Below are 12,597 nucleotides of genomic sequence, written 5' to 3'. Positions count from 1 at the left end.
TGGGGCGGGGCCGAATGGCCCCGCCTTTTTGTCATGGACACCCTCCACATCCTCTCCGTTCTGATCCTTTCGGGATCCCCTCCCTCACCGGGATCGAAGTTCCTTTTTTCCGGGGATTCCTGTCGCCTTCAGGCGGTGGTGAAGGTTGCCCTGGACCAGGACACCTTCTGGACCACCGGCGGACCTCTGTCCCTTCAGGGGGTTGCAGGCGTCCGTCCCTGGCGGGAGGAGTGGGAAAAGCCGGAGATCCGCTGGTTCAAGGTGGAAAATGCCCATCCGGCATACCGGAACGGACCGGAAAATCCGGGCTGGTGGGCCCGGCTTGCGTATGTGGAGACGCCGTTTGACACGGGCTGGACGGCCCCCTGTGACGTTCGCCCCACCGTGTTGAAGGGGGCACCGGGAGGGGCCAACCTCGGAACCATGCGCTTCAAGGTTCAGATCCGATACGGTGAGCAGGAGGTGGCTTCGCCCGGTGCGGAGGCTGTGGAAAAGCGGGGAATCTCCGACAGAGTTCACCGGCTGAGCATCGCCCGGGATACGAGCCTGGTGGGGCTGGCCTATGCCTGGTTTGGCCTCCCCTACATCTACGGTTCGGCGTCTCTCCGGGATCAGGACCCCCCGGAAGCCCACCAGGCCGAGCGGTTCATCGGTGCGGACTGTGCGGATCTCATGGTGGCGGTCCTTCGTCGCTCCACGGGGCTGGATCTCCCCTACCGCAACAGCCGTGCCTTCCACGAGGGTGGGGCGTTTGACCGGTATCTGGTGACTCTCTTCCGGAAGGTTCACCCTTCAGGGGACCGGTATGTGGATGCCCGTGGGCGTCCTGTTCCGGTGGGGCCTTCCGGGGTTCAGCCCGGGGATCTCCTGGTGTATGACCGCCATGTGGCCCTCTTTTCTGAGGACCGCCCACCCCGGGGCGTGCTGGATCCGGGGGATCTCCACATCCACACCTGCAACGGAGAAGTTTCCGAAGATCCCCTCCGGGAGGGGTTTGACCCACCCTTTGACATCCGGCGGTGGGTGGGTTCTCCCGGAGATTAGTCTTTAAGAACACATTATCAGCAATAATATACCTCCTGCCCGATGAAAAATAGGGGAAGCACTCAGGTGAAAGAATGGAGGAAACCCGGTCTCACCCGGAATTTAGTGGCTTCGGGCGCTCCGCATAATCCCTACCCCAGCATCTGGGCGATGGCTTCCAGATCCTCCCGGTAACGGTCCATGATGGCGATGCCCGTCTCGCCGCCTTCCCCCTCTCCACGGGCATAGATGAGGAGCGTCGCGTATTTCAACCCCGCAAGGGGGATCATCACGATCACGTCGTTCACGTCCCGGGTGAGGACCATGTCCACCATATCCCGGGTCTCTTTTCCCCGGGTGGCGATTTCCGTGGTGTCCGCCACCAGGTTCATGAGCTCGCTGTAGAGCCGGGCGGTGGTCACAAAGGTGAATTCCGGGTGAGGGGTGCGGTAATAGATGGGTTCACCCTCCTCCACGTTGAAGAGCGCCACCCCCATGAAGCCCGGAACCTCCGCCTCGATCCGGGCGAAGATGCGGTCCAGCTCCTCCTGATGGGGAACCTTCTGGGCACGCACCGGCTGTCCGGATTCATCCATGAGCCGGGCGAATTCGAGGAGCAGAAAATCGGTGGATTCCCGCACGCTGCGGGGCACGTCCGGGGGGACCTCCGGTTCCACCACGAACGTCCCGGAGCGCCACCGCATCATCTCAAACAGGGCGGATTTGCCCTTTTCTTCCGGGGTTTCTGCGTGAAAGATCTGCCCCTCCCGCATGAAGATGCTTCCTCTCCGACCCAGGCGGGGATTTTCCACCCGAAGGGTGGCCGAATAGCCTCCCATGGAGAGAAGCTGGAGAAAGTCAAACAGGGACATGCCGGTGACCCGGCCCTCAAAACCGGCCACGGCTTTCAGCCCGGACCGGATCACCGGCAGGATCTGGTTCCGCTCGATCTCCCGTCCCGTCAGCACCTGAACGTTTTCCACCTCACTCTCCAGGATGTGCTGGAGGACCTCCGAGAATTTGGGACCCACCACCAGCACCTGCGCCGTGGGCAGCTCCCGCCGGAGCCAGTCAATGAAGTCCATGCCGCCCACGTCCCGGAGCACGAGATCCGTCACCACCACCCGAATTTCCGACGGATCCTCCAGAATCCGCTCCACCACCCGGGTGATTTCCTCCAGCGATTCACCCCAGATGAAGGGGATATCCTCATCCTGGAGCCACTTTTCCAGGGTCTCAAGATACCCCTTCTTGAGACCCGCAATGAGCACTTTGTTCATCCTACCCTCCTGCTGCGATCAGGGCGGGGTGGGCAAGCACCTGGGGTGCAAGCCCTCCCACCACCACCACGAGGGCCGCAAACACCACCAGCGCCACCACTTCACCCGGCGCCGGTGAAGTGGGGCTGGGCCCTTCCTCCACAATGAGCATCCACCGCGCCACATTGAGATAATAATACAGCGCCACCACCGCAAGAAGTGCCCCAAGGAACACAAGGAACCACAATCCCGCCCGGGCTGCGGCGAAGAACACGAACAGCTTGCTCCAGAAACCGAGCACAAAGGGAATCCCCCCGAGGGAGAGGAGGAAGGCGAGAAAGGCCATGGCGAGGGTCATGTTTCGCCGGAACAGTCCGGCCACCCCCTCTAAGGTGGGGGGAAGCCCCATCATCTCCACGGCCGCCACACCCAGAAAGGCGCCCATGTTGGAAAAGAGATACACGGTGAAATAAAAGAGGCTCATGCCAGCCCCTTCCACCGAGCCCGAAGCCAGGGCCGCCAGGACATAGCCAATGTGGGCCACACCCGAATAGGCGAGAAGCCGCTTCAGATTCGTCTGGGGCAGGGCAAGGAGGTTCCCCACAATCATGGTGAGGGCGCTGGCCAGGGCCACCCACGCAAGGGCCGACCCAAGCCCGGCGGGAATCACCACATCCTGCATGATCCGGAAGAGGATCAGGATTCCGGCTGCCTTGGGAGCCACCGAGAGGAAGGCCACCAGGGGCGTGGGCGCGCTTTCATACACGTCGGGAGCCCAGAAATAAAAGGGAAACATGGCCACCTTGAACCCGAAGCCCACGAGAAGCAGGGCAAGCCCGGCCGGAAGGAAAGCCTCCCGAACCACCACGGAGGAGAAGACAGAATCGCCCGACACGAGGGTCATCATTCCCACGCCCAGAAGAAGGAAGGCGGACGAGACGGAACCAAACAGGAAGAACTTGAGGGCTCCTTCCGCACCCAGACGGCTGCGCTTGTTCAGGGCGGCTGCCGCATAAAGGGGAATGGAGAGGAGCTCAAACGCCACGAACAGCGCGAGCCAGTCCCGAACGCTCACCAGAAGCATGCCCCCAATGAGGGTGAAGAGAAGGAGGAGGGTGTAGTCCCCGCCAACACGCTCCATGCGGGCGTACCGGAGATAGGCGGGACTTGCCAGGAGAGCAAGCACAGCAGCCCCCAGGAGAACAGCCTGGGCATATCGGACGAAGGCGTCCACTGAGAGACCAAGAAACGCTCCATCCGGTGTCCAGATAAGGGACACCAGCCCCAGCAGAGTCCCGAGCGTCGCCACCTGAAGGGCCTGACGTGGACGGCCGAAGATATCCAGGAGAAAGGCCATACCCAGCGTTCCAAGGATCACCCAGATCGGCAAAAGACTCATGGCCTGCATGGTTATCCTCCAAAGAGTTTCAGAAAGGCCACCACCGTGGGCTGAAGGCTGTCCAGGAGAAAGCGGGGCAGAACGCCAAGAAACACCAGGGTCGCCACCAGACACACGATGCTCACCACCTCACTCCCCTGGGCGTCCTCCACGCTGTGGGCCGGTGCGGGACCGAAGAAGATGTTTTTGGCGGCCCGCAGGACATAGATGGACGTGAGGAGCGCCCCCACAATGGCGGGCACCGCCCACCAGGGATGCTGGCTCGTGAAGGCCCCCAGGAACACCAGAAACTCTGCCACGAACCCGGAGAGTCCCGGCAGGCCCAGGGACGTCATTCCCGCCACCACGAAGGCCGTGGCGAGCACGGGCTGATTATGGGCAAGCCCCCCCATCCGGGAGATTTCCCGCACGTGGGTTTTGTGATACACCAGGTTCACGATGGTAAACAGGAGGCCCGTCATGATGCCGTGGGAGACCATCTGATAGACCGATCCCGCCACACCGGGCTCGGTCAGGGTGGCCATTCCCAGCATCACAACCCCCATGTGGGACACCGAGGAATAGGCGATGAGGTATTTGATGTCATCCTGCCATCCGGCTCCGAAGGCGCCATACAGGATGTTGATCACCGCGATGGTGCCCACAAGCCAGGCGAGCTCCGCTCCGGCGCCCGGAAGGAGGCCGAACCCCACCCGGAGCACCCCATAGGCGCCCAGTTTCATGAGCACACCCGCGTGCATCATGGACCCGGCGGCCGGTGCGGCGGCGTGACCGTCCGGAGACCAGGTGTGGAGGGGCCAGATGCCAGCCAGCACCCCGAATCCCACATAGAAGATCAGGAAGAGCACACGGGCCACGTCCGGGGGAAGGGACAGGCGCTCCTGGAGATCCAGATAGGAGAAACTTCCGCCGTGAACCGCAAGATAGAAGATCCCCGCAAGGATGAAGGCGGAACCCACCAGGAGATAGAGGGTGAGTTTCATGGCGCCGTATTCTTTGGTGCCCACCTTGAGCGCTTCATAGGTCCACCCGAAGATACCCTTCCCGGGGATTTCCTTCGTGGATCCCCAGATGCCGATGAGGAGGTACATGGGGAGCACCGCAAGCTCATAGAACAGGAAGAACAGGAAGAGGTCCAGGGACACAAACACGCCGAACACGCCGGTCACCAGGAGGGCGAGATAGATGAAGAACTCCTTGTCCCGGGTGTGGATGCGCCAGGAGGTGAAAATGGCCGTGATGTAGATCACCGCGGTGAGGAAAAGGAGGGCAATGGAGATGCCATCCACCCCCACACGATAGGCAATCCCCAGCTCCGGAAGGAGGGGAATCTCCCCCAGAAACTGGAAACCTCCGTGGGCCGTGTCATACACAAAGGGCAGATAGATGGACAACACCAGGGGAGGCAGGGCGGAAAGCAGGGCCACCAGGCGAATGAGCCCCCGCGCACCCCGCGGGACAAAGAAGAGAAGCACCGCACCCAGAAAGGGGGAGAGAAGGAACACCGATAGCAGATTCATCGTTCGCCCTCCTTAAAATCCGGTTGCAAGGAACGCGAGAAGGAGAAACCCGACCACCACACCCAGAAGGATGTCCTGCACCACCCCGTTGTGAAAGCGTCGCAGGGCTTTCCCGATCTCGAAGGTGCCCCAGGTGACGAAGTTCACCACACCGTCCACGATATACCGGTCCACAAACCCCACCACCGTCGCCACCATGTTGTAGCCCACCCAGTAGAGCACCAGAAAGATGTGGTCGATGAAATACCGTTCCTTGAGGACATAGGCCACGGGATAGAAGGTTTCATACACCCGTTCGGGCTGGAACACCCGCCGGGCATAGCCCATCCAGGCCACCAGAATCCCCAGGAGTCCCAGACCCAGACCGAGATAGGGAATCCAGGCCGGGTGAGCCCCCTCGCCGTGATGGAGGTGTTCAAAGCCCAGGGTGTGTTCCAGCATACCGTGGACGGTGGGGCCGAAAAAGCCCGCCACCACCGCAAGAAGGGCAAGCACGCCCATGGGCCAGAGCATCACCAGCGGGGATTCATGGGGGTGATGTTCAGGGTCACGGGGTTCCCCGGTGAAGGTGAGGAAAAAGGCCCGGAACATATAGAAGGCGGTCAGAAACACCGTGATGACCAGGAGGGCAAAAGGCACGGGCGCATGGGCGGTGGCCACCAGAATCTCGTCCTTGGAGAAATAGCCGGAGAAAGGCGGAATCCCTGCCAGGGCCAGGGCGCCCACCAGGAAGAGGATCATGGTCCAGCGCATGGGCTTTCCGAGACCACCCATGGCGAACATGTCGTTGGTGTGCATGGCGTGGATCACGCTTCCGGCGGCAAGGAACAGCAGGGCTTTGAAGAAGGCGTGGGTGAAGAGGTGGAAGAAGGCCGCACCGGCGGAAAGGGCCCCCACCGCCGCCATCATGTAGCCCAGCTGGCTGATGGTGGAGAAAGCCAGCACCCGCTTGATGTCCCGTTCCACCAGAGCCATGGTGGCGGCAAGAAACGCCGTGATGGCGCCGATCCAGAGCACGATGTGGAGGAGCTCCGGCGCGTTCTGGAGGGCGGGCATCAGGCGGACCATCAGGAACACACCGGCGGCCACCATGGTCGCGGCGTGGATGAGGGCGGAGACCGGCGTGGGACCTTCCATCGCATCGGGAAGCCAGATGTGGAGGGGGAACTGGGCGCTTTTGCCCATCGCCCCCACATACACCCCCAGAAGGCCCAGGAAGAGGGCGTGGGAGGGCTCCAGGGCAAAGAGTTTCTCATACGAAAGGAAGCCGTAGTGGGCGAACAGCACGGCAATGCCCAGGGCGAACCCCACGTCCCCCAGCCGGGTGGTCCAGAAGGCCTTGAGGGCGGCGCGGGCAGCGGAAGGTTTGTAGAACCAGAAGCCGATCAGGAGATAGGAGCACGCCCCCACGAGTTCCCAGAAGATATAGGCTTCCAGAAGGTTGTCCGCAAACACGAGTCCCAGCATGGAGAAGGCGAACAGACTGTGGTAGGTGTAATACCGACCGAGGGAGGCGGGGGGTTCTTCACTCATGTAGCCCAGGGAATAGACCTGGACCGCAAAGGCGACCAGCGCCACCACCAGGGCCATCACCACGGAAAGCCCGTCCACCAGGAACCCGATCTGGAGCGGGGGGAAATGCTCGAGGGGAATCCACACCCAGGAGAGGTGGTGCACGTCCCCGTCATAGGCGAAGAACAGCGTCACCGCCGAGGCAAGGGAAAGGGTGATGGCGGTGATGGAGAGATAGGCGGCACCTTTCCCCGACCGCCTGAGGGGCGGGATCACCGCAAGCAGGGCAAAGGAGAGAAGAGGAAAGAACAGCACGCCGTAAAAGGCTTCCATCGTCATGCCTCCTTATGGCGAGTCATGCAACCACCCTGGATAGTAACAGTCTGGATATTTCACCGGTTTTCCGCGATAGAGAATCTCTCCCTCTGGCGTGAGCACAAACCGCACGCCGTTCACCTTCAGTTCAGCCGGTTCATACAGGAAAAGATCGTCCACCCGCAACTTCCACGTCCCCACCGTCTCCACCCTGAAAGTTCCGGACCGGCAACCGGGACTTTTTGTGTCCACCTTCAGGGTTCCATGATATTGCAAGGGAACGTACGTTTCGGCCGTCTCCCAGTCGCCCAGGAGAAGGACAAAGTCCTTGAACTCCACCCGGTGTTCCCAACGCATAGAGGTCCGGTCGAATTCCACCGTCCCGTTGGCCGTGACCACCTCCGGCCAGCCTTCTCTGCGCTCCCGGTGAAGGCGCAGATCAAAGGTCAACGAATCGTCCAGATCCCGGAGCTGTGCGATGAAAGTATAGGGGCGCCGGTTGGTCGCCGGTTCGGTTCGGATCACCCCATCCCGATAGTTTGTGTGCACCTCCATTTTCCAGCCCAGAAAGGTGTGGCCGGTCACGGTGACCACGGCATAACCGCCCATGGGACATTCCCATCGCTGTGTTTTTTCCAGACACTGTCCGTCGTGGCTTTTGAAACAGGTGGGAGGGATCCGGAAACTGCATCCAGCCCACCGCACATCCCCTTCGGGATCCATCACGTAGTCCATGAGCGTCATACGTTCCCTTTCTGCATAGAGAACGCCGTAGATTTCAGGAGGAGGGGAGGCCAGGGCGAGGAGGATGAGCATCATCCCCTGAGCTCCGCGAGTTCGTCCGCCGCGGCCGTTCCGGAAAGACGCACCACCAGCAGGAAGATGGCGAGTCCCACCGCCACTTCCGCCACCGTCACCGCGATGCCCAGAAAGGCAAGGGAAGCCGCGGACAGAACCCCATAGGCCCAGGCAAAGGTCAGAAGGGCCAGGTTCACGCCGTTGAAAAGCAGCTCAATGGAGAGCATCAGGGCCACCACGTGCCGGCGGGACAGGATGCCGAAAATCCCGGTGGCGAACATCCAGGCCGAAAGGAAGAGCAGTCCGCGGAAACTCATCCTTCGCCTCCCTGTTTGCGGGCCACGGCCAGGGCCCCGAACAGCGCGGCAAGAAGGAGCAGGGACAGGATCTCAAAGGCCAGCGCGCCCTGACGGAAGAAATAGGCGGCGAACACGTCGGCAGAAATGGACGTCATCGGATCGGGTTCGGGAAGACGGGCGGTGAGGGAGAGAAGGGCGAAGAACACCAGGAGGGCCGCCACCAGTCCCTGGAGGGGTTTGTGGAACACGTTCGGCAGTTCGGGCTTGCCGGCGAGCATCACGGCAAAGATCACGAGGGTGAGGACGCCACCCGTGTAGAGGAGGATCTGCACGGCGGCAAACAGGGGGGACATGCCCAGATACAGAAAGGCCGTTCCCACCAGGGCGAAAGCCAGGAAATAGGCGGCCCGGAACACGCTCCGGGAAAGCACCACCCCAAGGGACGAAATCATGACCACGAACACGAGGAGGGCAAACACGGGATTCATGAGGCGGCTCCTTTTTTGGCATCGGTCCATTCCCGGAGACGTTCACCCGTGGTGAAGGAGAGGAGCTCGGGCTGTTCCAGCGCTCGCCGTCCGTTTTCCAGAAGTTTTTCCTTGGTGTAGAACAGGTCCTCCCGGGAGAAAGTGGGTGTGTGAAGTTCCCGGAGCATCACAATGGCGTCGGTGGGACACACCTGGACGCACAGCTCACACTGCATGCACGCCTGGAAGTTCAGGGTGAAGGATTTGGCATAGGTGGCCCCTTTCCCGTTCTTCCGGGGTTCCCCTTTCACCATTTCCACCGAGATGATCTGCGAGGGGCAGATGAACTGGCACAGGCGGCAGCCGATGCAGTTTTCCTCACCGGTTTCCGGGTCCAGGGTGAGGGCAAATCCCCCGGCGCGCCAGGAGCGGGGAACAGGGCGCTTCTCATGGGGATACATCACGGTGATGGGGCGGCGGAACAGGTTCCGCAGCGTCACCCTCATCGCCTTCAAACTTCCCCGAACAATCAAACCCAGCGAAGCCATGGCATGCCTCCTTAAAGAGTGAGAAAGCCTGCAAGGAGCAGGTTGAGAAGGGCAAGGGGAAACAGGTATTTCCAGTTCAGCGCCAGGGCCTGGTCAATCCGAAGCCGGACAAAACTCCACCGAATCCACAGGATAAGAAGGAACACCAGGAGGGCTTTGAGGAGAAGCCAGAGGGCTCCCGGAAGTCCGGGTCCGAGATAACCTCCGAGAAAGAGGGTGGCCGCCAGGAGTGAAAGCACAAAGGTGTGGGCGTATTCGCCTGCATAGAAGAGGGCGAATTTAATGCCCGCGTATTCGGTGTTGTAGGCGGCGATGAGTTCGGATTCCGCTTCAATGAGGTCCAGAGGGGTTTTGTTCATCTCGGCCAGAGAGGCGATGAGAAACACCAGGAAACTGAGGGTCCCCACCGGGAACTGGAGGATCATGGGGAGGGTGTGCTGCGCCTCCACCAGGTCCACGAGACGGAAACTGCCGACCATCACGGCCGGCGCCAGAAGAGCCAGGACCAGAGGGACCTCATAGGCCACGAGCATGGCCACCATCCGCAGGGCGGAGATCAGGGCGTATTTGTTGTTGGAAGCCCAGCCTGCGGCGAAGATCCCCAGAAGGGTGAGGGAGGCAAGGGCCAGCATCAGGAGAAGGGACAGCGGATGATCCACCAGGGCCAGGTCTTTTCCGACGGGAATGAAGGCGAAGCCCATCAGGGCCGGGACGATCACCAGGATGGGAGCCAGGTTGAACAGGAGCCGGTCTGCATTCCGGGGAACGATGTCTTCCTTCACAAGGAGTTTCACCACATCGGCGAGGGGCTGGAGCCATCCGTGGGGGCGTCCCACATAATAGGGCCCCACCCGGTTCTGAATGCGGGCGGCCACCTTCCGCTCGAGCCAGGTGAGATAGGCCACCACCGTCATCCCCACCCCCAGAAGGGCCACCGACCAGATGAACGCAAGCAGGGCGTCATGCATGGCAGGCCTCCTTAGCGATCCACATCTCCGAGCACCGGATCCAGGGACCCCAGAATGGCCACCACGTCCGCCACGAGATGTCCGGGGAGGATGTGGGGAACCACCTGCAGGTTGGCGAAGGACGGCGCGTTGATTTTGAGGCGATAGGGCTTGAAGGTTCCGTCGGACACGAGATACATCCCCAGTTCTCCCCGGGGAGACTCCACGGCCGCGTAATGCTCCCCTTCGGGGATCCGGAACACTTTGGGGTTTTTGATGGGCTTGCGGGAGAAAATGGGCCCGTCCGGAAGGCGATCCAGAATCTGCTCCACCAGGCGCAGGGACTGCCGGATTTCTTCAATCCGCACCTCAAACCGGGCGAGCACATCCCCTTCGGTGCGGACGGGAATTTCAAACTCCAGATCCGGATAGGCGTCGTAGGGCTGCGCTTTGCGCACGTCAAAGGCCACACCCGACGCCCGAAGGACCGGTCCCACCACACCCACCGAAAGGGCCAGGTCCCGGGAGATCACGCCCACCCCCCGGGTTCGCTCCAGAAACACCGGCGATTCCTGCGTGAGGGCAAGGATTTCATCCAGGGCGGAACGGATCTCCTGAACCGTTTTCCGGATCTCGCGGGCGAGATCCCCGGTGAGGTCATACCGCACGCCCCCGATCAGGTTGAAGTTGGTGTGGAAGCGGGTTCCGGTCCAGGTTTCAAAGATGTCCAGGAGTTTTTCCCGCTCCCGGAAACAATACATGAACACCGTGGTTCCGCCCCCGAGGGCTCCGCCCAGGTCCAGTCCAAAGGTGCCGAGCCACACCAGATGGCTGGCCACACGCTGGAGTTCTGCCATCAGGCTCCGGAGATACCGGGCGCGGGGAGGAACCTCCACCCCGGCGGCCTGTTCCACGACGTGGACAAAGGCGAGGGAGTTGGCCGTGGGGGCGAGATAATCGTCCCGTTCAAAAATGGGGGCAAGCTGATCGTATCCCAGTTCTTCCGAGAGTTTTTCCACACCCCGGTGCAGATAGCCAATCACCGGTTCGGCCTTGACGATGGTTTCTCCCGAAAGGTGGAGGACCAGCCGGAGCACCCCGTGGGTGGAGGGGTGCTGCGGCCCCATGTTCATGGCAAGTTCGCCAAATTCCTTTTCCACGATCTGGAGACTCATGGCACCTGCTCCTCAAAACGGTAGCCCGGTTCATAGGGCGTTCCGGCTTTGAAAGACTTCCGGAGGGGATGGCCGCGGTCGTATTCTTCCGGGAGGAGGATGCGCTTCAGGTTGGGATGGCCTTCAAACACCACACCGAACAGGTCAAACACCTCCCGCTCATACCAGTCGGCCCCGGAATAGATGTCCACCACGGAGGGGACGCGGGGGTCGTCGGAAGGGACCTCCACCTTCACGAAGATCACGTCGCCGGAGGCGGGGTGGCGCACACCGTGGACCACCTCCAGGGTTTCTCCCCGATCCGTGGCGGAAGCCAGCACATAGTGCCGGTATCCGTACTGGTCCCGAAGGGTTTTGAGGATTTCTTTCAGGGAGGCGGGTGGGACCACCACACCCAGAGGGAACGGCGTGGCATTGTAGCGGACTTCCAGGGCGCTCACCACCTCAGGAGCGGGCATGGCTCCCCTCCATGATCTTTTTCTGCAGGGCCAGAATGCCCTCGGTCAGGGCTTCCGGGCTGGGAGGACAGCCGGGGACATAGATGTCCACGGGGATCACCTGATCCACACCGGGCACGACGGAATAGATGTTCCGGTAATGGTCGCCCGAGATGGCGCAACTTCCCATGGCGATCACCCATTTGGGATGGGGCATCTGGTCATAGAGTTTCCGGATGCGGGGAGCCATCTTGATGGTCACCGTGCCGGCGATGATCATCACATCCGCCTGACGGGGGGTGGGACGCATGATCATGCCGAAGCGGTCCAGGTCAAACCGGTTGGCGAAGGTGGCCATCATCTCAATGGCGCAGCAGGCAAGACCGAAGGTGAGAGGCCAGAGACTGGATTTCTGTGCCCAGTGAAAGAGCACGTCCGACCGCACCAGCGCAATGCCCCCACCCGGAAAATGGATCACCTCGTCGGCAATATCTTCCAGGCGTTTGGGTTTCACCTCTGCCATGCGAGATCTCCTTTGCGAAGGGCATACACCCAGCCCAGGAACAGCACCAGCAGGAAGATCACCATCTCCCAGAACACGAAGGTGCGGGGGACGGACTCCCCGTGAAGGGCGAAGACCCAGGGAAAGAGGAAGGCCGCTTCCAGATCAAACAGAACAAAGAGAAGGGCCACGAGATAGAAGCTCACAGGGATGCGCACATGGGCTTCGTGAAAGGGCGTTTCGCCGCATTCGTAGGTTTCCTCACGGGAGGGCGGGGGGGTTTTCACCCGATAGCGAAGCAGGGCTCCCGCGAGGATGAGCCCCACCGCAAGGACCACCGAAACCAGCAAATGGATCCCCAGACCCCAGAAGGGATGAGGCGTCATGGAAAACCTC

General features: G+C 61.3%; 14 protein-coding genes. 1 reads left to right on the top strand and 13 read right to left on the bottom strand.

Features of this window, described 5'->3' with window-relative positions; translation table 11 throughout:
* The first annotated feature begins 33 nt into the window (after positions 1-33).
* Complete coding sequence (locus AC6HU3_RS01890; protein WP_497474173.1) at positions 34-1,044, top strand: NlpC/P60 family protein; 1,011 nt, start codon at positions 34-36, stop codon at positions 1,042-1,044.
* 131 nt (positions 1,045-1,175) lie between these two features.
* Here the strand turns inward: AC6HU3_RS01890 and AC6HU3_RS01885 are convergent, their stop codons facing one another.
* From AC6HU3_RS01885 to AC6HU3_RS01825, 13 genes are read right to left on the bottom strand one after another with little or no spacing between them, the layout of a single operon-like run.
* On the bottom strand, positions 1,176-2,303 hold the full coding sequence (locus tag AC6HU3_RS01885) for a DUF4388 domain-containing protein (RefSeq protein WP_497474171.1): 1,128 nt from the start codon (positions 2,301-2,303) through the stop codon (positions 1,176-1,178).
* 1 nt (position 2,304) lies between these two features.
* Positions 2,305-3,690 (bottom strand): NADH-quinone oxidoreductase subunit N, encoded by a 1,386-nt coding sequence (locus tag AC6HU3_RS01880; RefSeq protein ID WP_497474169.1) that lies wholly within the window; start codon positions 3,688-3,690, stop codon positions 2,305-2,307.
* Between the two features lie 2 nt (positions 3,691-3,692).
* Positions 3,693-5,201, bottom strand: a complete 1,509-nt coding sequence (locus AC6HU3_RS01875; protein ID WP_497474167.1) for a complex I subunit 4 family protein — start codon at positions 5,199-5,201, stop codon at positions 3,693-3,695.
* A 12-nt stretch (positions 5,202-5,213) separates the two neighbouring features.
* Positions 5,214-7,052, bottom strand: coding sequence for an NADH-quinone oxidoreductase subunit L (gene nuoL, locus AC6HU3_RS01870; protein WP_497474165.1), 1,839 nt, complete (start codon positions 7,050-7,052; stop codon positions 5,214-5,216).
* Between the two features lie 6 nt (positions 7,053-7,058).
* The gene (locus AC6HU3_RS01865) at positions 7,059-7,847 is read right to left on the bottom strand and encodes a hypothetical protein (protein ID WP_497474163.1); all 789 of its coding nucleotides are present in this window, start codon (positions 7,845-7,847) and stop codon (positions 7,059-7,061) included.
* Positions 7,844-8,143: an NADH-quinone oxidoreductase subunit NuoK gene (gene nuoK, locus AC6HU3_RS01860; protein WP_497474161.1), complete on the bottom strand. Its 300-nt coding sequence runs from the start codon at positions 8,141-8,143 to the stop codon at positions 7,844-7,846. Before nuoK ends, AC6HU3_RS01865 begins: the two co-directional genes overlap by 4 nt.
* A complete protein-coding gene (locus AC6HU3_RS01855) occupies positions 8,140-8,613 on the bottom strand; it encodes an NADH-quinone oxidoreductase subunit J family protein (RefSeq protein WP_497474159.1) in 474 nt (157 codons plus the stop codon). The genes nuoK and AC6HU3_RS01855 overlap by 4 nt, the downstream gene beginning before the upstream one ends.
* A complete protein-coding gene (locus AC6HU3_RS01850) occupies positions 8,610-9,140 on the bottom strand; it encodes a NuoI/complex I 23 kDa subunit family protein (protein WP_497474158.1) in 531 nt (176 codons plus the stop codon). The genes AC6HU3_RS01855 and AC6HU3_RS01850 overlap by 4 nt, the downstream gene beginning before the upstream one ends.
* A gap of 11 nt (positions 9,141-9,151) precedes the next feature.
* Entirely contained in the window at positions 9,152-10,108 is a 957-nt protein-coding gene (gene nuoH / locus AC6HU3_RS01845; protein ID WP_497474157.1) for an NADH-quinone oxidoreductase subunit NuoH, read from the bottom strand.
* A gap of 11 nt (positions 10,109-10,119) precedes the next feature.
* Positions 10,120-11,262 (bottom strand): NADH-quinone oxidoreductase subunit D, encoded by a 1,143-nt coding sequence (locus tag AC6HU3_RS01840; RefSeq protein ID WP_497474156.1) that lies wholly within the window; start codon positions 11,260-11,262, stop codon positions 10,120-10,122.
* Positions 11,259-11,720 (bottom strand): NADH-quinone oxidoreductase subunit C, encoded by a 462-nt coding sequence (locus AC6HU3_RS01835; protein ID WP_497474155.1) that lies wholly within the window; start codon positions 11,718-11,720, stop codon positions 11,259-11,261. The genes AC6HU3_RS01840 and AC6HU3_RS01835 overlap by 4 nt, the downstream gene beginning before the upstream one ends.
* Positions 11,707-12,222, bottom strand: coding sequence for an NADH-quinone oxidoreductase subunit B (locus AC6HU3_RS01830; protein ID WP_497474153.1), 516 nt, complete (start codon positions 12,220-12,222; stop codon positions 11,707-11,709). The genes AC6HU3_RS01835 and AC6HU3_RS01830 overlap by 14 nt, the downstream gene beginning before the upstream one ends.
* Complete coding sequence (locus AC6HU3_RS01825) at positions 12,210-12,587, bottom strand: NADH-quinone oxidoreductase subunit A (protein ID WP_497474151.1); 378 nt, start codon at positions 12,585-12,587, stop codon at positions 12,210-12,212. The genes AC6HU3_RS01830 and AC6HU3_RS01825 overlap by 13 nt, the downstream gene beginning before the upstream one ends.
* Between the last annotated feature and the right edge of the window lie 10 nt (positions 12,588-12,597).

This window comes from Caldifarcimen microaerophilum (assembly GCF_055387105.1).
Note: the sequence above shows the minus strand (reverse complement) of the source record. Positions and strands in the feature narration are given on the sequence as shown.

What these genes read in the sequence shown, in the direction of transcription:
- AC6HU3_RS01865 (WP_497474163.1), bottom strand. Translation starts at nt 7,847, where the DNA reads ATGATGCTCATCCTCCTCGCCCTGGCCTCCCCTCCTCCTGAAATCTAC.
- nuoH (WP_497474157.1), bottom strand. Translation starts at nt 10,108, where the DNA reads ATGCATGACGCCCTGCTTGCGTTCATCTGGTCGGTGGCCCTTCTGGGG.
- AC6HU3_RS01875 (WP_497474167.1), bottom strand. Translation starts at nt 5,201, where the DNA reads ATGAATCTGCTATCGGTGTTCCTTCTCTCCCCCTTTCTGGGTGCGGTG.
- nuoK (WP_497474161.1), bottom strand. Translation starts at nt 8,143, where the DNA reads ATGAGTTTCCGCGGACTGCTCTTCCTTTCGGCCTGGATGTTCGCCACC.
- AC6HU3_RS01835 (WP_497474155.1), bottom strand. Translation starts at nt 11,720, where the DNA reads ATGCCCGCTCCTGAGGTGGTGAGCGCCCTGGAAGTCCGCTACAATGCC.
- AC6HU3_RS01890 (WP_497474173.1), top strand. Translation starts at nt 34, where the DNA reads ATGGACACCCTCCACATCCTCTCCGTTCTGATCCTTTCGGGATCCCCT.
- AC6HU3_RS01855 (WP_497474159.1), bottom strand. Translation starts at nt 8,613, where the DNA reads ATGAATCCCGTGTTTGCCCTCCTCGTGTTCGTGGTCATGATTTCGTCC.
- AC6HU3_RS01850 (WP_497474158.1), bottom strand. Translation starts at nt 9,140, where the DNA reads ATGGCTTCGCTGGGTTTGATTGTTCGGGGAAGTTTGAAGGCGATGAGG.
- nuoL (WP_497474165.1), bottom strand. Translation starts at nt 7,052, where the DNA reads ATGACGATGGAAGCCTTTTACGGCGTGCTGTTCTTTCCTCTTCTCTCC.
- AC6HU3_RS01840 (WP_497474156.1), bottom strand. Translation starts at nt 11,262, where the DNA reads ATGAGTCTCCAGATCGTGGAAAAGGAATTTGGCGAACTTGCCATGAAC.
- AC6HU3_RS01880 (WP_497474169.1), bottom strand. Translation starts at nt 3,690, where the DNA reads ATGCAGGCCATGAGTCTTTTGCCGATCTGGGTGATCCTTGGAACGCTG.
- AC6HU3_RS01885 (WP_497474171.1), bottom strand. Translation starts at nt 2,303, where the DNA reads ATGAACAAAGTGCTCATTGCGGGTCTCAAGAAGGGGTATCTTGAGACC.
- AC6HU3_RS01830 (WP_497474153.1), bottom strand. Translation starts at nt 12,222, where the DNA reads ATGGCAGAGGTGAAACCCAAACGCCTGGAAGATATTGCCGACGAGGTG.
- AC6HU3_RS01825 (WP_497474151.1), bottom strand. Translation starts at nt 12,587, where the DNA reads ATGACGCCTCATCCCTTCTGGGGTCTGGGGATCCATTTGCTGGTTTCG.